This is a genomic window from Bacillus sp. 0909A, assembly GCF_036765115.1.
Lineage (GTDB): Bacteria > Bacillota > Bacilli > Bacillales > Bacillaceae > Bacillus > Bacillus mojavensis.
This window is the reverse complement of record NZ_JBAIZU010000001.1, coordinates 359,652-385,503: the sequence shown is the minus strand read 5'-3', so window position 1 is coordinate 385,503 and position 25,852 is coordinate 359,652. Positions and strand designations below refer to the sequence as shown.

25 protein-coding genes are annotated in these 25,852 nt (G+C 43.1%); 7 read left to right on the top strand and 18 right to left on the bottom strand.

Annotated elements, in window-relative coordinates; genetic code table 11:
• The first annotated feature begins 168 nt into the window (after positions 1-168).
• From sigV to V6D42_RS01930, 4 genes are all read left to right on the top strand, one after another.
• Complete coding sequence (sigV, locus tag V6D42_RS01945) at positions 169-669, top strand: RNA polymerase sigma factor SigV (RefSeq protein ID WP_010335079.1); 501 nt, start codon at positions 169-171, stop codon at positions 667-669.
• Positions 669-1,526 (top strand): anti-sigma-V factor RsiV, encoded by an 858-nt coding sequence (gene rsiV / locus V6D42_RS01940; protein WP_333512217.1) that lies wholly within the window; start codon positions 669-671, stop codon positions 1,524-1,526. Before sigV ends, rsiV begins: the two co-directional genes overlap by 1 nt.
• Positions 1,527-1,657: 131 nt before the next feature.
• Positions 1,658-3,565: an acyltransferase family protein gene (locus V6D42_RS01935; RefSeq protein WP_333512216.1), complete on the top strand. Its 1,908-nt coding sequence runs from the start codon at positions 1,658-1,660 to the stop codon at positions 3,563-3,565.
• 476 nt (positions 3,566-4,041) lie between these two features.
• Positions 4,042-4,305 carry a YrhK family protein gene (locus tag V6D42_RS01930; protein ID WP_442893191.1) on the top strand — a complete coding sequence of 88 codons (264 nt, stop codon included), beginning with the start codon at positions 4,042-4,044 and terminating at the stop codon, positions 4,303-4,305.
• 325 nt (positions 4,306-4,630) lie between these two features.
• Here V6D42_RS01930 and cypB read toward each other — a convergent pair whose 3' ends face one another.
• The 7 genes from cypB to V6D42_RS01895 all read right to left on the bottom strand — a co-directional run bounded on the left by cypB (position 4,631) and on the right by V6D42_RS01895 (position 11,663).
• Positions 4,631-7,795, bottom strand: coding sequence for a bifunctional cytochrome P450/NADPH--P450 reductase CypB (gene cypB / locus V6D42_RS01925; protein WP_333512214.1), 3,165 nt, complete (start codon positions 7,793-7,795; stop codon positions 4,631-4,633).
• A gap of 16 nt (positions 7,796-7,811) precedes the next feature.
• Positions 7,812-8,402, bottom strand: coding sequence for a TetR/AcrR family transcriptional regulator (locus V6D42_RS01920; RefSeq protein ID WP_024122281.1), 591 nt, complete (start codon positions 8,400-8,402; stop codon positions 7,812-7,814).
• Between the two features lie 222 nt (positions 8,403-8,624).
• Entirely contained in the window at positions 8,625-9,182 is a 558-nt protein-coding gene (locus tag V6D42_RS01915; RefSeq protein WP_333512213.1) for a class I SAM-dependent methyltransferase, read from the bottom strand.
• Between the two features lie 178 nt (positions 9,183-9,360).
• Positions 9,361-9,519: a hypothetical protein gene (locus tag V6D42_RS01910; RefSeq protein ID WP_333512212.1), complete on the bottom strand. Its 159-nt coding sequence runs from the start codon at positions 9,517-9,519 to the stop codon at positions 9,361-9,363.
• Between the two features lie 166 nt (positions 9,520-9,685).
• A complete protein-coding gene (locus V6D42_RS01905; protein WP_333512211.1) occupies positions 9,686-9,835 on the bottom strand; it encodes a YrzI family small protein in 150 nt (49 codons plus the stop codon).
• A 395-nt stretch (positions 9,836-10,230) separates the two neighbouring features.
• A complete protein-coding gene (locus V6D42_RS01900) occupies positions 10,231-11,031 on the bottom strand; it encodes a formate/nitrite transporter family protein (RefSeq protein WP_010335087.1) in 801 nt (266 codons plus the stop codon).
• Positions 11,032-11,294: 263 nt separating this feature from the next.
• Positions 11,295-11,663, bottom strand: a complete 369-nt coding sequence (locus V6D42_RS01895) for a DUF2294 domain-containing protein (RefSeq protein ID WP_010335088.1) — start codon at positions 11,661-11,663, stop codon at positions 11,295-11,297.
• Positions 11,664-11,980: 317 nt separating this feature from the next.
• On the opposite strand from V6D42_RS01895, the gene fdhF reads away from it, so the two are divergent.
• Positions 11,981-14,923, top strand: coding sequence for a formate dehydrogenase subunit alpha (gene fdhF, locus V6D42_RS01890; RefSeq protein WP_333512210.1), 2,943 nt, complete (start codon positions 11,981-11,983; stop codon positions 14,921-14,923).
• 19 nt (positions 14,924-14,942) lie between these two features.
• Positions 14,943-15,425 carry a DUF1641 domain-containing protein gene (locus V6D42_RS01885; RefSeq protein ID WP_010335090.1) on the top strand — a complete coding sequence of 161 codons (483 nt, stop codon included), beginning with the start codon at positions 14,943-14,945 and terminating at the stop codon, positions 15,423-15,425.
• A 31-nt stretch (positions 15,426-15,456) separates the two neighbouring features.
• Here V6D42_RS01885 and V6D42_RS01880 read toward each other — a convergent pair whose 3' ends face one another.
• The 5 genes from V6D42_RS01880 to V6D42_RS01860 form a co-directional block, all read right to left on the bottom strand.
• On the bottom strand, positions 15,457-15,687 hold the full coding sequence (locus V6D42_RS01880; protein WP_010335091.1) for a YrhC family protein: 231 nt from the start codon (positions 15,685-15,687) through the stop codon (positions 15,457-15,459).
• An 84-nt stretch (positions 15,688-15,771) separates the two neighbouring features.
• Positions 15,772-16,911, bottom strand: coding sequence for a bifunctional cystathionine gamma-lyase/homocysteine desulfhydrase (locus tag V6D42_RS01875; RefSeq protein WP_010335092.1), 1,140 nt, complete (start codon positions 16,909-16,911; stop codon positions 15,772-15,774).
• A 1-nt stretch (position 16,912) separates the two neighbouring features.
• Positions 16,913-17,836, bottom strand: a complete 924-nt coding sequence (locus V6D42_RS01870) for an O-acetylserine dependent cystathionine beta-synthase (RefSeq protein ID WP_333512209.1) — start codon at positions 17,834-17,836, stop codon at positions 16,913-16,915.
• 62 nt (positions 17,837-17,898) lie between these two features.
• Complete coding sequence (gene mtnN / locus V6D42_RS01865) at positions 17,899-18,594, bottom strand: 5'-methylthioadenosine/S-adenosylhomocysteine nucleosidase (protein WP_333512208.1); 696 nt, start codon at positions 18,592-18,594, stop codon at positions 17,899-17,901.
• A 20-nt stretch (positions 18,595-18,614) separates the two neighbouring features.
• A complete protein-coding gene (locus tag V6D42_RS01860) occupies positions 18,615-19,256 on the bottom strand; it encodes a class I SAM-dependent methyltransferase (protein ID WP_333512207.1) in 642 nt (213 codons plus the stop codon).
• A gap of 192 nt (positions 19,257-19,448) precedes the next feature.
• Between V6D42_RS01860 and V6D42_RS01855 the strand changes: the two genes are divergently transcribed.
• Complete coding sequence (locus V6D42_RS01855) at positions 19,449-19,652, top strand: YrzA family protein (protein WP_326130782.1); 204 nt, start codon at positions 19,449-19,451, stop codon at positions 19,650-19,652.
• Between the two features lie 34 nt (positions 19,653-19,686).
• Here the strand turns inward: V6D42_RS01855 and V6D42_RS01850 are convergent, their stop codons facing one another.
• From V6D42_RS01850 to V6D42_RS01825, 6 genes are all read right to left on the bottom strand, one after another.
• Entirely contained in the window at positions 19,687-20,397 is a 711-nt protein-coding gene (locus V6D42_RS01850) for a YrrS family protein (RefSeq protein ID WP_333512206.1), read from the bottom strand.
• Between the two features lie 64 nt (positions 20,398-20,461).
• Positions 20,462-22,216, bottom strand: coding sequence for a peptidoglycan D,D-transpeptidase FtsI family protein (locus V6D42_RS01845; RefSeq protein WP_333512205.1), 1,755 nt, complete (start codon positions 22,214-22,216; stop codon positions 20,462-20,464).
• Between the two features lie 53 nt (positions 22,217-22,269).
• On the bottom strand, positions 22,270-22,743 hold the full coding sequence (gene greA, locus V6D42_RS01840; protein WP_010335099.1) for a transcription elongation factor GreA: 474 nt from the start codon (positions 22,741-22,743) through the stop codon (positions 22,270-22,272).
• A 248-nt stretch (positions 22,744-22,991) separates the two neighbouring features.
• On the bottom strand, positions 22,992-23,627 hold the full coding sequence (gene udk, locus V6D42_RS01835; protein WP_010335100.1) for a uridine kinase: 636 nt from the start codon (positions 23,625-23,627) through the stop codon (positions 22,992-22,994).
• Positions 23,628-23,633: 6 nt separating this feature from the next.
• A complete protein-coding gene (locus V6D42_RS01830; protein ID WP_095714641.1) occupies positions 23,634-24,902 on the bottom strand; it encodes a peptidase U32 family protein in 1,269 nt (422 codons plus the stop codon).
• Positions 24,903-24,920: 18 nt separating this feature from the next.
• Positions 24,921-25,850, bottom strand: a complete 930-nt coding sequence (locus V6D42_RS01825; protein WP_333512204.1) for a peptidase U32 family protein — start codon at positions 25,848-25,850, stop codon at positions 24,921-24,923.
• Between the last annotated feature and the right edge of the window lie 2 nt (positions 25,851-25,852).

Here is a 25,852-nt window from a genome sequence, read left to right as displayed (position 1 = left end):
AATTAAATTGATCTTTTCCGTTTATTCTTAAGCATTTAATCCTCCCCTCCCGCTCCTGATCACTTTTTAAAAAAATGATATCTGCGCAAACTATTTTTTAAACTGCCTCGTCTATCCTAGGTAACATCCAACGATATACGTATATTCGAAAAGGAGCCCTTTATTGCAATGAAGAAAAAACAAACAACAAAAGCGTTGCTTGTCACGTGTATAACTGACCATAAGCAAGATTTCTACAGGTTAGCCTTCAGTTATGTGAAAAATCAAGATGACGCGTTAGATATTATTCAGGAATCTATAAAAAAAGCACTCAGCTCAGTTGAAACGGTCAGAAACCCTGAGACGATAAAAAGCTGGTTTTATAAAATTTTAGTTCGTACAGCGATTGATTTTTTGCGAAAACAAAAAAAGGTAAAGGTGATGGATGACGAAACGATAGAGTTTTTAAGCTCAGGAAAGAAGGATCACTATAAGGACACTGATCTTCATGAAGCGCTCGACGAATTGCCGTCCCACTATAAAACAATTATTATTTTGCGTTTTTTTGAAGACCTCAAACTAGAAGAAATTGCGGAAATTACAGGAGAAAACTTGAATACCGTCAAAACGCGCCTTTACAGAGCATTGAAGCTGATGCGCATTCAGTTGACGAAGGAGGATCTTTCTTAATGGATAAGAGATTACAGCAATTAAAAGAAGAATATAAAAATGTTCAGATTCCTAAAGAACTGGATATCATTGTCGAAAAAGCCCTTCAGCAAAAGCCAAAAAGGAAAAGAATCGTCATGTGGCCGACATCAGCAGCTGTTGCGGCAGCTATTTTATTCACTGCACTTGTCAACATCAACCCAGATGCAGCTCAAGCTATGTCAAAAATCCCTGTCATCGGCAAGATCGTCAAAGCCATCACTTTTATTGAGATCAAAGAAGAGAAAGATGAATCAAGCATCGATGTCAAAACGCCTGCTCTGTCGGGACTTTCTAATCAAGAGCTTGAAAACAGCATCAACCAGAAATATTTGAAAGAAAGCAAGAAGCTATACAAAGAATTTATACAGTCCACATCCAAAAACAAAAAAGGACATCTCAGCATCTATAGTGATTACGAGACAGTAACAGATACGCCAGATTTAATTTCTATTCGGCGTGATATTGAAAAAACACAAGCATCATCTTACACACAAAGCCGTTATATCACAATTGACAAAAAGAATGATATCTTACTTACATTAAAAAGCTTATTTAAAGATGACCGCTATATCAAAGTCATCAGCCAAAACATAAAAGAACAAATGAAACAGCAAATGAAGGAAGATCCAAATAAAATCTATTGGGTCACTGACGAGATTGCAGAACCATTCAAACACATTCAGCCTGATCAAACGTTTTATATTACAGAAGACCATAAACTTGTGATTTCATTTGATGAATATGAAGTTGCACCCGGCTATATGGGCGTTACAGAGTTTAAAATTCCGACCAGTGTCATCTCAAATCTGCTCATGGGGGAACGTTATGTTCGATAACAGAAAAACATCCATGTCATCCTCTGGCATGGGAGTTTTCCCCTTTTCGCAAAGGGACCTGACAACTATCAAGAAGGCGTAATCTCGCAGCCAAAGCAACAAGAATATCTGCACATTATTGGAGGAATACCATGTATCACAAGACACAACATCACCGCTACATCACTGGACTCGATGGCCTTCGGGCCTTTGCCGTCCTGGCAGTTATCGCTTATCATCTAAACTTCAATTGGGCTAACGGAGGCTTCATTGGAGTTGATATCTTTTTTGTATTATCAGGCTATTTAATTACTTCTATCATATTACCGGCACATGGAAATGATATCAGCCTTGATTTTCGGGACTTTTGGGTGCGCCGAATGCGGCGGCTTCTGCCAGCGGCATATTTTATGATCATTTCTGCTGTTATTTGGGTCGTCGTGTGCAACCGGGAACTATTGCACACTGTACGCGGAGATGCCATCTCTTCTCTCTTTTACATGAGTAATTGGTGGTTTATTTTTCATAAACTCTCGTATTTTGATAGCTTCGGCTCCCCGTCACCGCTTAAAAATCTTTGGTCGTTGGCCATTGAAGAGCAATTTTATATGGTATGGCCGATGTTCTTGGTTGCTGGGATGTACATATTTAAAAACCGTGCTAAACTGGCGGCGGCGGTGTCATTGCTTGCGCTCTGTTCAGCCGTGATGATGAGCGTATTGTATGAACCCGGCGGAGATCCGAGTCGCGTGTACTACGGCACAGATACTCGTTCGTTTGAACTTCTCATAGGGTGTGCTATGGCTCTAATATGGCCGATGAAAAGACTGTCTTCAAACAGGCTGTCAAACAAACTGAAGCGCCTTTTGCATGTCACAGAACTTTCGGCGTTTTGTGTTTTAGTATTGTGTGTCTATTTTACAGATGAATACGAACCTTTTCTTTACAGAGGCGGAATGGTTTTAATAAGCACTACCGCAGCAGTCCTTATTGCATGTGTATCCCACCCGAGCAGCTTTTTGGGCATTCTGCTTTCATGGAGGCCTCTTCGTTGGCTTGGAACAAGGTCTTACGGTATTTACCTTTGGCACTACCCTGTTATTGTGTTAAGCACGCCAGTTCGAGAAATCGGAAACCCTGTTTTATGGCATATCATGCTAAAGATCATCGCTACATTTATACTCGCCGAGCTTTCCTATCATTTTATCGAGAAGCCGATACGGACACAGGGATTTAGATCATTTTTTCGCCGTATTTTTATCCATAGAATCAGAGAATGGAAAACGACATCTGTCGTCAGCAAAATGTCAATTGGTTTCCTCATTCTCGCTACACTTATTTTTGCGGGAGCGCTGTCTGGGCTAGCCGGGGAGCAAAAGCATCCCACCAAATGGACGTATAGCTCACAAGAAACAAACGGTGATACCAGCCAGGCTTCTGAGGATAGAAAGAAAGCTGAAGCCAATGAAGACAGTCAAAACATTCCCAAACAAAAGACAACAGACTCCAATCAAGATCAAAAGGAAAACAAAGATAATGAACAAGAGACTAGTAAAAATAAACACAAGCAATCTCAGCAGCAGAAAGAGCCGGCAGCTACTGATAAAGAAGTATTAGCTATAGGGGATTCCGTCATGCTTGATATCGCCTCCAGCCTTCGCCAGTCACTTTCACATGTCACAATTGATGGGAAGGTGGGAAGACAAATGTCTCAGGCTTTAGAATTGACACGGGAATACAAGTCTTTTAATCAGCCGAATAAAGCTGTCATCATTGAGCTGGGAACCAACGGCTACTTTACAAACAGCCAAATCGATCAATTGCTTACATCTTTCTCAAAAGCTCATATCTACCTTGTCAATACACGTGTGCCCCGGCAATGGGAAAGCAAAGTGAATGAATCTTTACGGCGGCAGGCTGACGCGCATGACAATATTACGTTGGTTGACTGGCATGCAGAAGCTCTCCAGCATCCGGAGTATTTCACCCCTGACGGCGTACACTTGGTTCCTCAGGGGGCTAAAGCTTTAACCGCTCTTATCGTTCAGGCAATAAAATAGATTAGCAAAAAAGAGGTCCTGCTGAGGACCTCTTTTTTTTGCGATAGATCAATTCCAGTTACAGGCCCATCGCATGCACAAATTGCTTTTAAAAAAGGATTGCCTGTCACATTGATGACATGAACCAGGCATAAAACCTAATCTATTGGACATTTATATTCTGCATTCTAAAATTATTCCTTCCGTTTCGTTCTCAATTTCACTTAATACGATAATAATATTCGATCCGTTAGTCATACTGTCACCCCTTTCGTTTATAATTCTTTAATATTACAATATTTTTCACTTTATGTAAATAATTAGCTCTAAAGAACCTCGCAATCTCCCTTCCTAACTTGAGAAATGGCTGACTTATTTATGGTCCTAATAATCTTTATTTCTAGCTGTGAAGACCTTATGTTTACCTATCGTTTCCGTGAGGGTAAGCAAATATAGAATGGGGGGGGATCATAGTGGCAGCTAATGCAGAAAATGAAATGAAAAAGCAAATAAATCGGTATGAGCCATTTTTCAAAAAACGATATAAAGTTCTCTATACAGTAAACGATTTTATCATTGGCGCTTTATTTTTCATCGGCAGCTTTTTCTTCTTTTACGATGAATTAATGTCTGCAGGAATATGGCTGTTTGCAGTTGGCAGCTTTCTGCTTTTAATCAAACCGACGATTCGACTGGTTCATGATTTTCATTACAGAAAACATCTCGAGCGTCAATATCAACAAGGAGTGTCCTCTGACTAGTTTGAAGAAGCGAACAGTCTGAAACCTGCGGGGCATTCAAGTGCCGGGTCTCAATCGGACAGTCTAACTCAAACGGCAGGATGATGGCAAAACGCTTGATTAAGTCAATAAAAAATCGAACTCCAATACACAAATATATAACTTTATAACTATTTATATATAAAATAATAGAAAAAAACCTAAAGTTTTATATCTTTCGGACGATAATAATAATAAGGCCGGCGCGATACTCCCTATAACATCCTTTTCAGTAGATTTCAATATCGTGCCGGTTTTTTTCACATGCTAAAGCAATCCCGCCATCTCTGGCGGGATTTATTTTCACCTACATTCCTGTCCATACATCTTTTACATAACGTTTTTGATCTTGCAGCGTCTTTAGCCATTCTGCTGACGCTTCCTGACTTGCTCCTTTGTCACCTTCATAAGCCGCACGCAGAGTGTTCTCTACTTCAGGAGCCATATGCGCACCATCGCCGCATACATAAACGTGCGCACCTTTTTCGATCAGTGAAATTATTTTCTGTGCATCTTGTTTTAGCAAGTGCTGAACATATACTTTTGGCTCGTCTTCCATTCGTGAATAGCATCGATGGACTGTTACCAAACCGTCGTTTTCCGCCTGGTCAAGCTCTTCTTTATAAAGATCGTCATGATCAGGATGCCGGCACCCAAAGTATAAATGAGCTTCGCCAAGCGCACTTCCTTCCTTCTTCAGAACGGACCTGGCCTGGATGAAACCTCTGAATGGCGCAATTCCTGTGCCCGGTCCCACCATAATAAGAGGGGTTTCGGGATCATCAGGCAGCTGGAATCCAGATTGCGGCGTCCGAATGAAACAGGCAACCGTATCACCTTGACGGAGTCCGGCTAAATAATTGGATGCAACGCCCTTGTATTCTCCGCGTCCACTCCAAGCTGTCGCCTTTACAACTCCTACCGTCATACTGACCTTATTTGCTTTGACCTTCGGTGAGCTTGAAATTGAATAATATCTCGGCTTTAGTGATGGCAAAAGCTCTAAAAACCGTTCAAACGGCATTTCACAGGCCGGATAGTCCTCTAACAGATCCAGCATTGTCACACGTTTGGTCAGAACCTGTTCCTTGTACATTTCATCACTTGATACAAGCAATTCCAGCTCTTTTTTATGAGGCGGGCATACTGTATATGAAGCCAGCTCACGAAGCTGAAGCCTTGAAGCAGAATCCTGCAGCTCTACGTAGGATGATAATAACTCCGTCACTCTGATTGGCCGATCCAGCGGAAGGTGAGCCATATGCGGGCTTCCGTTCATTTTTATCACAGCGTGCGGCTGCAAATCGAATCGATTGAGAACCCGTTGAACCAGCTCTTGGCTGTTTTTCGGCAATATTCCGATGTGGTCGCCTTCTTTATACGTTTTTGAGTCAGGAAGCTCCAATTCTATATGACGAGTTGAACGCAAACTACTCTCTGCCTGAAGCTCACGGTTTTCAAGAACGATACCTTCAAACGCGCCATACGCTTTAGCAAGCGGTGTCTCTGTTGCTTCACTGAGAAACGTAATGGATAGTGAAGGCTTCGCTTCTTTCTCGGTTATTTCGTTCACATGAAAGGCTTCCATTGTTTCCTTCCAAAAGCGGTTCTCCCAAGACTCGCGATGGCTTTCAAAGTCGTCAGCCGCATCTCCTTCCCCAATGGATGTCAAACGTGATGCTCCTTTTGATGCCATCATGTCATCGATAAGGCGAGGAATTCGCTGATACGTGCTGGCCCAGTTCCGGTTTCCGCAGCCGAATACCGCATAGGAAACATCCTTTAATTGACCTTCGTCCAGCTCTCCCAACCACTCGACAAAGCCAGCAGCATTATCAGGCGGTGCTCCATTATATGAGGCAGTCACAATGACAACAGCACCTTGGTCAGGGAGTTTTCCGATGTAATCATCAAGAGGTGCAGTTTCCGCTGTAAAGCCGAGCCGACGCCCGTAAGCTGCCAATTCACCTGCCATGCCTTCTGCGGTGCCGAGATTTGAACCGTAAAGAACGAGTAAAGGTGTGCCGTGTTTAGGTTTTGTCTCGTTTTCCTTCGTTTCGTGCGCGGTGCCAGTCTGTTCTTTTTTCTGAACATTCATTTGGACCGTTTTCCTTGGTTTCACTGTAATTTTAAAATTATCCGGTTTAATTGTTAATGCCTCTTTGATTTTGAGCTCGTAACCGGTGTGATTTATCAATTCAAAGTGCTTTAACACAAGGCCGAGAACCATTGTCGCTTCTTGAAGCGCAAACTGCATCCCGATGCACGCGCGCTGGCCGTTTCCAAACGGTTTATACGCATGGTGAGGAATATTCTCAGGGTTCTCAAACCGTTCCGGACGAAAATCTTCTGCATCTTCCCCCCAAGCGTTTTGATCTCTGTGAAGTTTTGGAATCAAGACGGAGACGGGCTGTCCTTTACTGATAGGATATTCACCACCTAAAACTGTATCCTCCTTGGCATAAAGAGAAAAAGCGGGCGCTGTCGGATACAGCCTAAGGGTTTCATTGAGTACCATCCGGACATATTTCAGCTGCTGAATGTGTTTATATTCTGGCGTGTCTTCCGTTAACACGCGATCGGCTTCCTCCTGAGCTTTTTTAAGTTTTTCCGGGTGTTTAAGCAGGCAGTAAATCGCAAAGGAGAGCAAGCCGCTCGTTGTTTCATGGCCTGCAATTAAAAATGTGATGATTTGATATCTGATGTTTTCATCATCCAGTGTCTCACCCGTTACAGGATCTTTTGCATAAAGCATGAGCGATAACAGATCCTTAATATTTTGATCCGGATGTGCTTTTCGCTCTGCTATTATTCTGTCGACCAGCGAATTCATCACTTCGATATCCTTTTGGAACTGCTGTCTCGTTTTGACCATCATCTTATCCTGCAGACCCAGCCTTTTTGTTTGATCCATTCCCTCTTTTAAAGCCCGGAGCATGCTGGTGATAAACGGATGCTGCGTATCACGGTAAAAGCTGTTAAACCGATAATTAAATCCGCATAACCCGATGGTATCAAGCGTCAGGCGGGTCATATCGTCCGCCACGTCAATTTCTTCATTCGGATTCAGCCGGCTCCATTTTTGAATCAGCTGTGTCGCGATATCCAGCATCATAGAATGATAGCCTTTCATTGCTTTTTGACTGAAGCTCGGCAGCAGAATACGATGGGCTTTCTGCCAATTCGGCTCGTGCGTCCAGCTTGTAAACAATCCGTCTCCTCCAAACTCACGCACTTTCAGCAAGCCTTTTCCAAGGTTTTTATCAAAGCGGCTCTCGTCACACACTTCAGCAACGAGTTCATGGCCTGATACGAAAACACCGGATACACCAGGAAAATCAAAACGGAAAATTGGCCCTAACTCATCAGCAATCCGCCATAAGGATTGGGAAAGCTGTTCCTTTTCCAAATGCGGAAGGTTTTTTAAAGGTCCGTATGTTTTCGGCTGAGGTATTGCACTTGCCTGTTTCATAAACATCTTCCTTTCTTTATTCTTCTGAAGTCAATGAATGAAGTTTAATCGCGTCCCAGCAGCACTGCTCCAATTCAGAAATCAAGTCAGCATTCATCTCTATATCACCTTGTTGCACTAGCTGATACAACTTGAGAAATGCGCCTAATACAATCGCAATTAATACATTGGAGGGCAAGGAGCGGATCACTCCTTCTGTTTTTCCCTTGTTAAAGAAATCGTCAAGCATTTGAGTCAGGTTTTCTATCATTTTTTTGCTTGTTTCATTCAAATAGTGAGCATCCTTTTTCGTCTCAAGGAAAAAAAGCGCGTAGTCGCTCTCCTTCGTAAATTGAACGAGACAGCAAAATATGTGGCGAAAGCCTTCTCTGACAGGCATTTCTGAATAATTTCGCTTTACCTTTTCTGAAAAGCGCTGAATGCTTTCTTGAAACAAAACATTGACGAGTGTTTCTTTGCTGTCAAAGTAGCGATAAATCGTGCCTGTACCAACTTCAGCTCTTTTTGCTATCATCGGGATGGTAGTGGCATCAAATCCTCTTTCCGTAAAAAGCGAAAGCGATGCCTTCATGATCAAATCGTATTTACTGATAAGTGCGGATGCCATGTAAACTTAAAACCTCCGATTCTTTTAGGAATGAATGTTCATTCCGCTTGTTCATAAATGATATCCACTCTGCCACGAATCACCTCTTACCCATACTTATGTTTATAGTTTATATGAAAATAACTTTTTTTAATATAAATGCTATGCAAAATATATAAAATTAAGAAAATATACCCAATTCCCTAGATGTCAGAAGTCTGGATATATTTCCCGAGAAATTTTTTATTTAACAGCAACTATACAAAGACACGAATCGCGTTCGATGACAGAAATGTCTCTAAAATGCTGATCTTGCAGCAATTGAATATATTTTTTCTCGCTATTTTTTGCATTGTTATCAATACTGATGTAAAATCGGCCGTCAATTTGAAGCACTCGATAAATCTCTCTTAATGCGAGCCTGACATCAGTACAAGTCTGAACCGTATGTAACGAAAACACTTTATTGAAGGTACGGTCTTCAAAGGGAATCCTTTCCGGATGGCCATAGAGAATATCCCCCTGTTCTGTTTTCTTTTGCTTTCGGATTGCACGGGACACCTGTCTTACTTTTCGCTTAGAAGAGTCGATGCTTTTGATGCTTCCCTTTTCAAGTTTTTCCGTTATTTTCTTAAAAACAGAGCCGTTTCCGGTTCCAATTTCTAAAATTCTGTCATTTTCTTGTATGTCTATAGAATCAATCATCATATGCTCAATTGTTTTAGTTTGCTTATATTTCCTAGAAAATAATTTCAATAGGTTGGATCGTTTATAAAGTTTGTTTTCTAGCATCTTAAACACCTGCTTTTGGTTTCCTGTGTTTATTTATTATATTGAAAAAATAAACATCGCTTCATTTCTTATACAGAATGAAGATATCAACTAGACGGCAATGTGTTTAGAAATGTTTCAACAGAACTGAACATTTTCATTTTTTCCCGCAAAAAAGGCAGAAAACAAAATGTTTTCTGCCCGCTTTTTAATGCCAATGATATGGGAACATATACAGCCTTTGCTGCTGGATCGCAGCCAGTCTCTGCTGACGGAATGGATTGCCATAGCCGTGTTTGAAGGAATGCGGCATGGATGCATAACCATGGCCTATCGACGGCAGCCTTTTTTGTTGAAAGTTCATCATGCCATCACCTGCCCTTACATAAAGTGCTGCTGCTTTTTTATGATATGCAGGACGGCATTTCCTTGACAGCTTCATTCGCTACACTTGATCCTTCTCCATCGTATAATGCATCAATAGTTCCATTTTAAGCATATGTCATCTCTCCCTTCCTGTTTTTTATTTGCTCTTAGCGCCAGTTTGTCAAATAAAGATGTTTCAGCTGAGATTCTTTCATTTCGTCATAAATCTGCTCGTTCTGCTGTTCTCGTTCGAACTCTTCCGGGCTTTTAAACCGTTTGTTGATCGTTAAAGTCAAAAAGAATAGGTTAATCGTCATATCGCTCACCCCCTTTCAAAGTCCGCTCCAAGCGAAATAACCCGCGGCATCTCCCTGCTGCGGGCACATAAAAAACCGCAGACAAAAGAAGACACCCATCCTCTACTGCCTGCGGGGAGTTGCGTATGTCCGACGATTCCGATTTTAATGCGTGCGATAAGCATCGGTTAAGGAAGGACACGAACTCTTCCACAGGCTGAATAAACCATTATAAATTCCTTGTACATTACGTGAGCCACTAACTGGTCTGCGTCGTTGTCGCATTGTCATTTGATTCAGCCTCCTTTGCTTTTTTTCTTACTTTGTAAGTATATCCACCAAATTCCATTTTGTAAACATCTTTTTCTAAAAATGGACGTAAATTGTGTGATTTATCGATTGTCTTTGTCCCTTGTTTATGAGACCTGCTTCATTTCTTTTCTTAAGCGGTCTTTCTTGTGATATGCAATAAAATAGATGAATCCGACAAACACGGCTCCTCCAATAACATTGCCGATAAAAGCCGGTATGAGGTTTCCGATAAACTGCCCCCACGTAAACGAGCCTGCAAAAATGGCAGCCGGAATCACAAACATGTTGGCGACAACGTGCTGAAATCCGATTGCCACAAAGGCCATGACAGGGAACCAGATGCCAAAAATTTTCCCTGCTCCATCTTGAGCACCGAAGGAAAGCCAAACTGCAAGACAGACCAGCCAGTTACAGCCGATGCCGGAAACGAGAACCTTGCCAAAGCTCATATCAAGCTTTCCTTGCGCGACAGCAATCGTCTTTTCCAAATATGGCCCCGTTTCGGTTAAGCCGACAAGATGACCGAAAAAGTAAGCAACAAACAAAGCGCCGATTAGATTCATAATGGTGACGATCACCCAATTAACCGCCAAATCCTTTAGTGATATTTTTCTAGAAAATAACGCCATTGCCACTGACATCATATTTCCTGTAATCAGTTCAGCCCCTGCAAGAACCACAAGTATCAGTCCTACAGGAAATACCGCAGCACCGATAAAACTGGACAGGCTTCCCCATTCTTTTGGAAGATCGCCGATCACCCTGATATCAAGCAAATAGCCGAATGCGATAAAGGCACCGCCTAAAAACCCAAGCACCAAGAGAGACAGCAGCGGAAGCTTTACCTTTTTCATCCCTGCTTCAATTGCTGCTTCTGCTATTTCATCCGGTTTCCGAAAACCCATACTACATACGCCTCCATTGTTTCTTCATTTTTACAGTTATAAAAGAAAAGCAACAAAAAAGGCAGCACTCAAATAACCTGTATCCATCAGGTGTTTGAATGCTGCCTAACTTGTTGCATACCCATACAACAACATCAAGCAGAATTAAGATATTGGTAGAGAATATATACAGTTCGTGCATATATTCCATTGCTTTTGTCCTTCTATAACTGCAGTAAATACATCATAACAAATGTGACAATTTTGTGTCAACGGCAAATATGCTAGTTATAAAGGACTTCTTTTTGGTCATCAATTTTTCGATCAAAGACAAATACAGATACGGCGATATTTTCTTCAATTTTGATGTCAGAAAACAAATGAACAAGCTTAGCCCCGATCAGTTCCTCCATTCCTTCCGGCGTTTTTTTAGAGTAAAGGTCTTGAATCAGGCTTGTACGGGCCGCATGCACCATCTCTCTTCCCTCAGGCGTGCGGGCGATAAACTGCTCGCTCGCGCTTAGGTTGCCGTAGAGCGTTGACACAGCCATATTATCTACAAATACCGTGTGAATCCGTTCAGGCCCTTTTCCGAACAATTCTTTGCGAAGTTTTCGAATAATATCATTGAACTCATGAATTTTCTTTGACATGCTCATTACCCCTTCCGATTTTGCCTTCATAAAAGGCCGTTCCCGGTTCCCCTCAGGACATTTCACTTGGTTAAAATTTTCCTGTCATATTGTATTATAATAAATATCACTTTATAATAAAAGCAGTGTTGATGGATTTGTAATAGGATCTTGTTATGAGTCTATCGGTTTATAAAAATCAAGGATTGGTCTGTTAGTAAGACTTGCTAGTGAACTATTCCGCCATGTGTGTTTACACCTTCTGTGAATGAAAGACAGGTGTATCTATACATGGCTTTTTTTGACTTCTTGATAGAAAGATGGAGGGGAATATGAATATGATGGACGATAAGTCGATCAGTGTCCGCGTTGACGGAACAGAAATTCAAGCACGAGCAGGGGCCACAATTTTAGATATTTTAAATGAAAATGGGATTGAGTATCCGCAAATCTGCCATGTCCCAGAGGTTGACCCAATTCAAACATGCGATACATGCATTGTAGAGGCAGACGGCAAGCTGGTTCGTTCATGCTCTACGGTCGCTGAAAACGGAATGTCAATTGATCTTTCGGGAAATCGCGTGAAAGAGGCGCAAACCGAAGCAATGGACCGGCTGCTTGAAAATCACCTGCTTTATTGTACGGTTTGCGATAATAACAATGGGAACTGTACGCTGCATAATACAGCGGAAATGATGGGGATCGAGCATCAAAAATACCCTTATACGCCAAAAGAAGATCCGTCTTGTGCGGTTGATATGTCTCACCCGTTTTACCGCTATGATCCAAACCAATGCATCGCCTGCGGCCAGTGTGTTGAGGTATGTCAGAACCTTCAAGTCAATGAAACGCTCTCTATCGACTGGGAACGCGATCGGCCGCGGGTTATTTGGGATGAAGGAGTTCCCATCAATGAATCCTCTTGTGTCAGCTGCGGCCAATGTGTCACGGTTTGTCCGTGTAATGCACTGATGGAAAAATCAATGCTTGGCCAGGCTGGCTTTATGACAGGTATCAAACAGGATGTCATGGAACCAATGATTGACCTTGTCAAAAATGTTGAACCGGGGTACGGCAGCATTTTCGCTATTTCTGAAGTTGAAGCGGCTATGCGTGAAACAAGAACGAAAAAAACAAAAACGGTATGTACATTCTGCGGCGTCGGCTGCTCCTTTGAAGTATGGACAAAAGGACGGGATATCTTAAAGATCCAGCCTGTTTCCGACGCTCCGGTTAACGCGATTTCTACATGTGTCAAAGGAAAATTCGGCTGGGATTTCGTCAATTCTGAAGAACGGATTACAAAGCCTTTAATCCGTAAAAACGGGGCTTTTGTTGAATCATCTTGGGAAGAAGCCCTCGATTTAGTCGCTAGCAGATTAGGTGCAATTAAAGAGACATACGGCAAAGGCTCTGTCGGATTCATTTCTTCTTCTAAAATTACGAATGAAGAAAACTATGTCATCCAAAAATTAGCGCGTCAGGTATTTGAAACAAATAACGTCGATAACTGCTCTCGCTACTGTCAGTCTCCTGCAACAGACGGGTTGTTCCGTACTGTCGGTATGGGCGGTGACGCAGGCACGATTAAAGACATTGCCAAGGCCGGTCTCGTCATCATTGTCGGCGCCAATCCGGCTGAAGGACATCCGGTGCTCGCAACACGCGTTAAACGGGCGCACAAACTCCACGGACAAAAATTGATCGTTGCCGACCTGCGGAAAAATGAGATGGCTGAGCGGTCAGATCTGTTTATTAGCCCTAAACAAGGTACAGACCAAGTATGGCTGATGGCCGTTACAAAATATATGATTGACCAAGGCTGGCATGATCAAGCGTTTATTGATGAGAACGTGAACTACTTTGAAGACTATAAAGAAACACTTAAAACCTATACCCTTGATTATGCAGAACGCATCACAGGCCTCTCAAAAGAAAACATCATTCAAATTGCTGAGATGATTCGTGATGCTGACGGCACTTGTGTTCTTTGGGGAATGGGTGTTACACAAAATACAGGCGGCTCCGATACGTCAGCAGCGATTTCGAACCTGCTTCTGGCAACAGGCAACTACCGCCGTCCGGGTGCCGGCGCTTATCCTCTGCGCGGCCACAATAATGTACAAGGCGCTTGCGACATGGGAACACTGCCAGGCTGGCTTCCGGGATATCAGCATATTACGGATGACGAAGCTCGTGCCAAATTTGAGAAGGCTTATGGTGTGGCGATTGACGGAAAACCAGGTTTAGACAATATCCAAATGCTTCATTCCATTGAAGAAGGTAAGATGAAGGCCATGTACCTTGTTGGTGAAGATATGGCACTGGTTGATTCGAATGCGAACCATGTGCATGATATTTTATCAAGCCTTGATTTCTTCGTGGTTCAGGATATTTTCCTGTCGAGAACCGCTCAATATGCCGATGTCGTCTTGCCTGCCGCTCCATCTCTAGAGAAAGATGGAACGTTTACCAATACAGAGCGCCGTGTGCAGCGATTGTATCAAGCGCTTCCGACACTTGGAGACGCGAAACCGGACTGGTGGATTATTCAAGAAGTGGCAAACCGCTTAGGAGCCGGCTGGAACTACAGCCATCCAAGCGACATTTTCTCTGAAATGGCCAGCCTTTCTCCTCTGTTTGGAAAAGCCAGCTATGAGGTGCTTGAAGGCTGGAACAGCTTCCTATGGGGCAGCTTCACAGGTGAAAGCACGCCGCTTCTGTATGAAGACGGATTTAATTTCCCAGACAAAAAAGCCCGTTTTGCACTGTCTGATTGGACTGAACCTGCCGCTTTCCCTGAAGAATATGATCTTCATATCAATAACGGCCGGATGCTTGAGCATTTCCATGAAGGAAATATGACAAATAAATCGAAAGGCATTCAATCCAAAGTGCCGAATGTATTCGTCGAAGTATCGCCAGAGCTTGCACAGGAGCGCGGCATTTGTGACGGTTCACTGGTTCGCCTTGTTTCTCCGTTCGGAGCTGTTAAATTAAATGCGCTCATTACTGACCGTGTGCGAAAAAATGAACTCTACCTGCCGATGAACTCGACAGACAAGGATTCAGCGATTAACTTCCTGACAGGGCCTGCGGCTGATAAACGCACGAACACACCTGCTTACAAACAGACGAAGGTTCGCATGGAGGTGCTTGGAGGCTGTGAAAGCGCACCGCTTCCTAAAACAAACCCGCGTAACAAGAAACGGAATCCGCAAAACGGCGTCGAGGCAGAAAGAAAATGGAATCGACCTGGTTATGTCCATTTGACTGATTAATTGAAAGGGGGAAACGAAAATGGCCACTCCGATTACAACAATCAAAAAAGAAACAAAAACAGCGGAGCAAATCAAGCTTGAGAAAATTGAGGAGCTGAAGGAGCTGTTGACGGAAAATGAGGATGCCGTCTCGAAAACAATGACGTTAATGAGTGAACTTAATGAGCTTGGTATCTTTGATGCAGCGGCAAGCATGCTGAGGGCGAAAGAAGACATCGCCAAAATCGCGCTTGGCCAGGTATCTCGCGAGCCGGTCACAAACCTCATCAACACGATGATGGCGGCTGGAGGCGCTTTGACAAAGGCTGATCCTGCGTTTACAGGCAAGCTATTAGAAAGCGTGATGGCGGGAACCGAACAGGCGCAAAGCTTTTTAAAAGAAGACAAGAAGGTCGGCATTCTCGATCTCTTAAAAGCGATGAACGACCCTGATATCAACAGAGCAGTCGGCTTCGGTCTTCAGTTTTTAAAAGGCATGGGAAAAGAGCTGCGGGAAGAATAACAAAAAACAGCCATCAACTGATGGCTGTTTTTTATTCATCGGCTTCTTCCAAGCGCTTCTTATATACGAGTGAACGGTCGGCGCAAAAGAAAGCGCCAGCTAAAAACACGCAATCCGTCATAAACATAACCGATTTCTGGCCTAACGTTAAGCCCTGATCAGGAAGAACCGCGCCTATATATAAAAAAGTGCTGACTGCAAGCAAGGTAAAAGCAAAATGCTTGTAGTCTTCTTTTAATGATTTCATTCTATTCTTCTTCATAAAAGAATCACCTGCCAGATTCATAGTATACAACTATTATAATATAATCTGGCAGCTTACAGAGAAAGTAAATCTATCCATTTGTTATAAAATGTTAAGAGCCTGCTCGATATCTTCCAGCAAATCCTCTCCATCTTCTATTCCCACAGAGATTCTGATCAAGCCGTCCGTAATGCCTAGCTCAAGCCGGCGCTCTCTCGGAATAGAGGCATGTGTCATTCTAGCCGGAACAGAAATTAAGCTTTCTACAGCGCCCAGGCTTTCCGCAATGGTAAACAGCTTAAGTTTGCCTAAAAAGGCATCCACTCGCTCTTCACTGCCAATATCAAAGGAGATCATGCCTCCAAAGCCTGATCCTTGAGATGTCGCAAGCTCATGCCCCGGATGGTTTGGAGAACCAGGGTAATATAACGTTTGAACAGCAGGATGTTGCTCAAGAAAGCTAGCGATTTTCCGCGCATTTTGATCGATTGCTTCCATTCTGAGCCCCAGTGTTTTGATTCCTCTCATTAACAGCCAAGAATCCTGAGGGCCAAGCACGCCGCCTGTTGAATTTTGCACAAAATGCAGCTCTTCTCCAAGCTCTTTCGAAGCTGTAATAACTAAACCGCCGACAACATCACTGTGCCCGCCGAGGTATTTAGTCGCACTGTGAAGCACGATATCAGCGCCTAAAGTAAGCGGCTGCTGAAAATACGGGGTGTTAAAGGTGTTGTCTACGATTAGAAGAACGCCCGCTTTTTTCGCAATATCTGCCATCAGTGATAAATCGGTGATTTTGAGAAGCGGATTTGTCGGTGTCTCAATATAAATGGCCTTTGTGTTGGGACGAATCGCTTTTTCCACTTCTTCTCTGCTGCTTGTATCCACAAAAGTTGATTCAATGCCGAGACGGTTAAGCACCTTTGTCATTACACGATATGTCCCGCCGTACACGTCATCAGTCAATACAACATGGTCTCCGCTGTTAAACAGCATCATAACAGCTGTGATTGCAGCCATTCCAGAACTGAACGCATAACCTGCCTCCCCGGCTTCGAGCTCTGTCACAAGCGTTTCCAGCGCAGTTCTTGTCGGGTTGGCCGTTCTTGAATATTCATAGCCCGTATGCTGGCCTGCTTTTGGCTGCTTGTACGTGCTCACTTGATATATCGGTACGGAAACAGCTCCTGTTTTCTCATCACCTGTAATCCCGCCATGTACCATCAATGTTTTTTTCTTCATATCAGATGCCTCCTTCATATATATGTTTGCTGATATACCGATCACTGCTGTCTGGGAATACTGTGACAATATTTGTTCCGGCAGACGATTTTTTCGCTTCCTCCAATGCCGCATAAAGCGCTGCACCTGAAGAGCTTCCAATCAGCAGGCCTTCTTTTTCAGCCGCTTCTTTTACAAGCCTAAAGGCATTCTTATCTGATACCGTATATATTGCATCAAAATGGCTCTCATCCATATAGTCAGGGATAAACTCCATGCCGATCCCTTCTGTTTTATGAGCATGAGGCTCTCCGCCGTTTAATATGGAGCCTTCCGGTTCGACAATCACTGTTTTGACTGCGGGATGTTTTTCTTTTAAAAAGGATGCTGTTCCCGCGAATGTGCCTCCTGATCCTGCACCAGCGACAAACGTATGAATATTGCCGTCAAGCGCTTTCCATATTTCAGGACCAAGAGTCTTATAGTAAGTCGATGGATTTACTTGGTTTTTAAATTGCAAAACACAATAGGAATTTTTAATTTCTGTCTCCAGCTGTATCGCTTTTTGAATAGCTCCCTGCATTCCGTCTTTACGTGGCGTATGGACGATTGACGCTCCCAGCGCCTGCATAATCTGCTGCTTTTCTTTGCTGAAATGTTCTGGGACACAGAAAATGGCCTTTAAGCCATGTTTCCTGGCGTTAAGGGCAAGTCCGATACCTGTATTGCCGGCCGTTGCCTCTATAATAACTCCCCCGGGCTTTACTTTGCCTGATTCCAGGGCGTCACGGATCAGCATGTCTCCCAGTCTGTCTTTTATGCTTCCGCCAGGGTTCATCATTTCCAGCTTGGCATATACAGCCACTCCTTCAGGAATATCAAAATTCTTCAAGCGGAGAAGCGGTGTATTCCCAATCAGCTCAGTAATGTCCGTAATAACTGTCATATATGTCCTCCTCCTTGATAGAGGTTGTTTTAGAGAAAACGGAGGAGAACACTCCCCCCGTTTTAATGAATTCGTTTGATCACTTTTAACACAAGCTCTGTTGAGTTAACAGCGGCCTGCTCTAAAAATTGGTCAAATGAAACATGTGATTCTTTTCCTGCGATATCAGATAATGCTCTGATCACAACAAACGGCGTTTTAAACTGGTAGCACACTTGAGCGACTGCCGCTGCCTCCATTTCAACCGCATACAGATCAGAAAATCTCGCACGCACCTCTTCGACCCGCTTCGGATCATTCATAAAGGAATCGCCTGTTGCGATTGTTCCCTTTGCAACTTGAATGTCATTAATCTCAGAAATCGCTTCTTCAGTAATACTGATCAGCTTTTCATCTGCGGCGTAAGCAGCCGGAAGGCCTGGCACCTGTCCGTATTCATAATCAAAGGCCGTTACATCTACATCATGATGGCGAACGTCAGTAGAAATGACGACGTCTCCTACATTCAGTGTATGATGAAATCCGCCAGCTGAGCCTGTGTTAATCACATAATCAGGCTTGTAGCGATCAAGCAGAAGTGTCGTGCTGATCGCAGCATTCACTTTTCCGATTCCTGATTTTAAAAGAATGACTTCAGTTCCTTCATATTGGCCTGTCGTAAATTCACAGTGCGCGATCGTTTCTGTTTTGGCATTTTCCAGTTTGTTTCTTAGGATGGTTACTTCTTCTTCCATTGCTCCGATGACTGCTAGTTTCATCTATACACATTCCCTTCACTTTACCGTTTGATCGCCTCCATTATCCACACGAAATCGTTTTGCTGAATGAATTGGACTGCAAAACCTTCAGCTGTAAACATCTCTTTCATCGTTTCCAATGTGGGATAATGCTCCGTCTTTAAATCATTCGCCAGCTGATAAAAGCCCTGAGAACGTGCTTTATCAATAGCTTGATTATACGCTTCCTCATGTTCAAAGACAGTATCGGCAAACACTATTTTATCATGCATGTGAAGGTATTTGCCATATCGCTTTATTGCGGCTCGTTTTTCTTCGTCAGTTAAATGATGAAAAGCATATGAACTGACAATCGTGTCAGCCTGAAATGGCGGTTCAGGGAATGTCAGGAAGTCTCCGTCGACAATTTCTGCCCTGCCGCGGAGCTTGTCAGATGCTAACTTGCGCATCGCCGGAGACGGCTCGACACCAAATACAGATTTTTCCGCTTCAAGCAGTTTCGCTGTCAAGTTGCCGGTCCCTGGTCCAAATTCTAACACACGCATCCCTGACCGGCTGACAATGGCATCCAAAATGTCATCATAGCCTCTGAACGCCTCTTTATACTGAATATCAAAACCTTGAACTGTTTGATCGTAAGTCGCGGCCCAGTCCTCAAAGAGAGGGATAAATTCACGCCCCATAGTTGTCACACTCCATATTTTATAATTCCTATAAGTATACTATGAATTAATGATGGAACAGTTCCTATCTTACCACATCTTTTTGAAAGTAGGTACTAAAACACCTTGTGTTTTTTATCCAGTCATATATTGCGTGTATAGCATAAAAAGGCTTATACTTCATATGACTTGTAAAGGCGGAGGGGTCAAAAGATGAATTTTCAATTGGAACTGATTAAAGACAAAGTAGAATTTTTCGAAGCGGCATCACTGCAGGAGCTTGAAAAGAAAATCAACACACAGATTGAAAACAATAAAGCAATCATGCTGCGTGTGAAATCTGTCTCGCATCAAACTGCTGTGGCAGACGGAAAAATATTTTACAGCGCCGTTGTTCATTTCGCAGCTGAGGTGTAAAACAAAAGCAGCCGAAAGATTCGGCTGCTTTTGTTTATTTTAATTTTTCTACTTTCGTGGGCTTCCAGCCTTTTCCGTCAACCCATGTAATCGTTACCTGGTATTTCTCTCCGCTCGTTTTATCTAAAATCTTACCTTTGGCATCCTGAGGGCTGCCGTTATTTCCGAGCCAGAGTACGGTCATGTTATCTGTTGAAACACCGGTTGCATATGATATAGCTTTCAGCATTTCGGCCCAGTCTTGTGAGCTTGAATCATAAGTGGCGGCATGCTCACCCTTTTGCTCAGTTCCGACTGCTTTCCAGTCAGGATTTTCATACGTTTTTTCCACATCACTTGATGAGCCGCCTTCTGTGACTTTTGCGTCTTTAAGCGGGTCATCTGAATCTGAGCTTGAGTCTGAATCTGAATCAGAGTCATCACTTTTAGAAGAGTCATCTTTTTTGGAATCTGAATCAGACTCGGAAGATTTCTCAGAATCCTTTTCGCTTTTGTCAGATGTATCTTTCTTACTGTCTTTTATATCCTCATCCGATTTCTTTTCCGTCTTTCCTGAAGCCGGAGATTCCTGTTTTTGCGCCGTTTCAGAATCCTTGCTGACATCTTTGCTAGAAGGACTGTTAATGAACAGATTGGCTGCTACTACAACAATTAGAATAGATACGATTGCGATTAAGATGTTAAGCACTAAATTAGCTTTCCTGCGCTTATCACGGTTTTCATAACGAGATTGATTATTGCTCAATAATTCTGCACTCCTTTATCCCTCTTGGCTCAGCATATATTTTATCATGTGCTGAGAAGTTGTTCTATTTCTGATTGATTTCAATTTCGTGTACTTTTTTAACAATATCATAAAACACCGAATTTGTCAGAGCCTTATCCCCCGGCGTATCCATGTGTAAAACGACAAGCGCGTATTTCGGCTTATCCGTGGGAAAATACCCGGCAAACCATTTTTCATAAAGCGTTTCTTTCTCTTTAGAAAGCTTGCCTGTCTGGGCGGTGCCTGACTTCCCTGCTACAGTATACGAAAGATCCTGAAACCTTCTGCCCGTTCCGGAAGGAGATTCCACCACCCGCCGCAGCATTTTTTGAAGCTGCTGCGCCGTATATTTGTCTATCGTTTCTCCTTTGAGCTTCTGATCTTTAAACTTCACAAGCGTTGTACCATTTTTGTATTCAATCTGCTCTGCGATTTTGATCTGCCGCTTTTCTCCGCCGCGGGCGATTGTCGCCATCATATTGGCTACCTCGAGTGGCGTTACCTTTACATTTTTCTGCCCGATTGCTGTTTGCGCAATTGCTTTTTTGACTGATTTGTCTTTTTCATCCCCCCAAATCACGCCGCTTTTTTCATTATAGAATTGGCGGAAATCTGACTCGTGGTACAGTTTTCCTTCCCAGCCTGCCCGATCTGTAAGGGACAGTTTTTCTGACATGTCTTCAATGACGGAATGGTCTTTCTTCATTAATTGTTCGGCAAGACTTGTAAACGTGTAATTGCAGCTTTGCGCGAAACTTTCTTCAAAGGACAGGGTTCCTTTATCGTCTCCCGGTTCGCCGTACAGGTTTAAATTGCAATTAAAGGTTTGACTCGGCTTTACCGCGTTATGCTCAATCGCAGCTGCCGCTATCACAGTTTTAAAAACGGAGCCGGGATAGATTGGCGTCAGCATGTAATTTTGAAGCGTGTTTTGCCTGGACACATCGGCATCCGGTTTGCTTACGATGCCCAATACACTGCTCTTTTCGATGTCCAGCAGCACCGCTCCTCCTTTTTTCAGCCCCTGATCATCTAGTATGCCTTCTATCGCTTTTTGAATGCTGTGATCAATTGTTGTTTTGACTTGCAGCGGATAAAATGAGTTGGCCTCAGCAGTATATTTAACGTCCATGCCGAACAAAGGGTTTCCTTTTCCGTCCACATGATACAAAAGCTTCGTGTCCTGTTCCGGAAGCAAAAACTCATCAAATGTCCGCTCTAAACCAGTTGTGCCGATTTTCGTTTTAATCGGCAGGTTTTCCTTATCAGGATACTTACTGCGGAGAAGCGCCGGATCTTGATTGGTTGTGCCTATCGTATGCGAGGCAAGACTGGGCTTGTCTTCATTCTCCATATATACGCCGTAAATGCCAGGATATTTCAAAGAATTGATTTTTGTAATAGATTCCTTCGAAAGTGTTTTGATTTTCTTTTGATGTAAAATGACTGGTTTTTTCGATTTTGCAAGAGTCTGATGCAAATCATCTTCAGACATGCCGAGAATCTCTGCGACTTTTTTAATCGGCCAATCCTGTGTTAACAGAAAAGGGAACAAGACAACCGCAGGCTCGCTTGTGCCAGTCAGTGCCTGGCCGTTTCGATCTAAAAACGATCCTCTGCCGTCAGAAATGAGCACTTCCTCCGTTCGCTGATTGACACTTTCCTGTATTAAATTAATTTTCTTTTTAGAAAATGATTCTGTGAAAAACAGCTGAATTTCCGCCAGCCTCAGCAGAAGCAGAAAAAACACAATTAAAAAAGCCAGAACAGCCAGCTTCATTCGTTTCGATATCTTCATAAAAAAACACCTCACCCACATTGTGGACGAGGTGTTTCTTTGCTAAACGGATATTATGAAATTTTCACAATTTTCACGAGCATTTCTCCGCCCGGTGTCTGAACTGTGACTTCATCATCTACTTTTTTGCCAAGCAGGCTTTTAGCAATCGGCGAATCGTTCGAAATTTTCCCTTCAAACGGATCAGCTTCAGCGCTTCCGACGATTGTATAAGATTCTTCATCGCCATCAGGCAGTTCGACGAAAGTGACGGTTTTCCCTAAACCGACAACGTTAGAGCCGCCGTCATCTTCAATGATTTTCGCATTGCGGATCATATTCTCAAGAGTCGTTACACGGCCCTCTACGAATGCCTGCTCTTCTTTCGCTGAGTCGTATTCAGAGTTTTCGGAAAGATCCCCGAAACTTCTCGCGATTTTGATGCGCTCTACTACTTCTTTTCGTTTAACCGTTTTCAAATATTCTAATTCTTGTTCAAGTTTTTGTTTTCCTTCTACAGTCATAGGAAAAACTTTCTCTTGTGCCATGTCCCTTCACTCCTTCTGGTTGTCCCTCAACATCTTCGATTATGTATGAGAGCATAAACTAAAAATACAAGAATGAGAACACAGGGCAGTCCTCGTTCTTCTCTCCCATATTGGTACTGTTTATCTTAAACTGAATCTTGTGGTTCTGCAAATATTTCGCGTTTATAAACAGGGAAAGAAGGGAATTTCACATCCCCTTCCTGCCTATACATAATATGGTCAGAGTTATTTATGTCTATGCTATGGTATTACAAAATCGCGTTTTGTTCAAGAATGGTTTGAATTTTTGTGACCATCAGATCAATTGCAACGTGATTTTGTCCGCCTTCCGGGATAATAATATCAGCGTACCGCTTTGTCGGCTCAACGAATTGATTGTGCATCGGGCGGACAACAGACACATATTGTTCAATAACAGAATCAATAGAGCGCCCGCGCTCATTAATATCTCTCATAATCCGTCTGATAATGCGCAAGTCAGCGTCTGTGTCTACATAAAGCTTGATATCCATCAGGTCGCGCAGCCTTTTATCTTCAAGAACAAGAATGCCTTCAAGAATAATCACGTCTTTCGGCTCTACGTGAACCGTTTCTTCCGACCGTGTGTGGAGCTTATAATCGTAAATCGGCTTTTCAATCGGACGGTAATTCAATAGATCTTGAATATGCTCGATTAAATAGTCATTATCAAACGCAAGCGGATGATCATAGTTTGTATTCAGCCTTTCTTCAAATGGAAGATGGCTTTGATCTTTATAATAGAGGTCTTGCTGGATCATTAAAATCGAGTGTCCTTTGAATTGTTCATAAATTGAACGTGTGACACTCGTTTTTCCTGAACCGGAACCTCCTGCGATTCCAATGACTACTGGACTCTTACCCATGGGTGATTACTTCCCCTTTCTCATCATGTTGCTCGGATAAATCTTTTTGTCTAATTTGAATTTGACAATTTGCAGGGGATGGCGGGCAGCGTCTAGCTCATTTCCGTCTTCGTCCCAAATGGTTTCAATCGTATGTGTAAAGTTTTCGATTTCCGGACCGAAAAATTCCACTTCGTCACCTTTTTTGAAGAAATTGCGCTGCTGAAGAGTGACCATTTGTGTATCTTCATCATAATTCAGCACTAAGCCGACAAAATCAAATGTTGTTTTTTTGCCGTGCTCGCCGAACATTTGCTCTTCATAGCCTGGTGTTCCTTCGAAGAAGGCTGTCGCAGTATCACGGTTGGCGCATTTATCAAGCTCTTCCAGCCATTCTTTTTGAATCACAAAGTTATCGGGATCAGCGCAATAAGCGTCAATTACTTTACGATATACGCTGACAACTGTCGCTACGTAATGAATGGATTTCATCCGTCCTTCAATCTTTAAGCTGTCGATGCCCATTTCAATCATTTTCGGAATCGACTCAATTAGCTTCAAATCTTTCGGACTCATTGCAAACGGAGCATCTTCTTCACTGTATAAAGCAACGGCATTGGCCCCGTCGGTTTGATATAAATCATAATCCCAGCGGCATGACTGGCAGCAGCCTCCGCGGTTGGAATCGCGGGCTGTCATGTGATTGCTCAGGACACAGCGACCGGAGTATGCAATACACATCGCACCGTGGATAAAGGATTCAATTTCGATATCTACTTTTTCTTTCATTTCTCTGATTTCGAGCGCGCTTGTCTCACGGGCCAACACCACACGGTCAAGCCCTTCTTCCTTCCAGAACTGAACAGCCTTCCAGTTGGAGAGAGATTGCTGCGTGCTCAAATGAACCTCGACATGAGGCGCTACTCTGCGGCAGGTTTCGATAATAAGCGGATCGGCCACAATGATGCCGGCAACGTTGGCGTCGCCGAGAGCTTTTAAATATTCTTCAAGCCCATCAATATTCTCGTTATGGGCAAAAATATTTGTTGTGACGTAAATTTTCGCGCCGTATTTTTTCGCAAATTCCACGCCCTCTGCGATTTCTTCAATCGTAAAATTATCCGCATTCGAACGAAGCCCGTATTCCTGCCCTCCGATAAAGACGGCGTCCGCTCCGTAATGTACAGCAATTTTCAGTTTTTCAAGATTCCCCGCAGGCGCGAGAAGCTCTGGCTTTTTCGTAATCACACGTTTACCATCAACTATTTTAGAAATCTTATCATTTACGGCAGTCATAGCGTAACCTCCTTTTCATTAATAAACCGTTTCTTTAAAGAAGAAGCCGGTATCTATTTTTCTGTTTACTGGCTGAATGTTTTCAATGCGTTCGACCCAGTCTTCTTTTTTCGCTTCATATTCGTCACGGTTTTCCGCACACAGATCAATCGCTTCTCTGTACATGCTGGTGACTTCCACTAAGTATTCAGATGATTTCAGAACACCGTCGATTTTGAACGAATCGACTCCCGCATCTATTAGATCTTCAAGTTCATCAATGATACACACATCGTTCGGGCTCATGATATGTGTGCCGTTCTCATCTTCGAAAATCGGATATTTGTTATGGCGTTCCTTATCATGCAGGAACATGCCGGATTCTTTTTTCTTTCTTTCAATGTCCATGACTTTGCCTTGGTATTCGAAATAGTTTCCGATCAAGGAGCGTTTCGATTGAAACATGCAGGTCATTCCATGCACCTGAACTTCAATTTCAACTTCTGCGTTTTCTTTGATCTCGACAATGCTGTCCATATTTAATTCTCTGGCAAGCACAGATCGAGCCGCGCCTTTACGTCCCCAGTAGTTGCATGTGTAATAGTTGGTTCCTGTCGTTTCTGTGCTCCAATGAAGCTTCAGTTCCGGCGCTGATTCACGCGCAGCCATAAGAACGGCAGGATCACCGAATACAGCTGCATCAACGCCCGTTTCCGCTAAGAAAGCAAGGTAATCGCCAAGTTCTCCCACTTTATCGTTATGAAAAATTCCGTTTACGGCAACGTATACTTTTGCTCCTTCGTTATGGGCAATATCTACGGCTTTCGTTACCTCTTCACGGGAAAATTCCCCAGCTAATCTCAGACCGTATCTCTGTTCCCCAACTAAAAACGCAGTTGCCCCCGCCTGAATCAGCGGCAAAATGTCTGCCGTACTCGTCGGTGTGACTAAGAGCTCTGGTTTTTTCATGA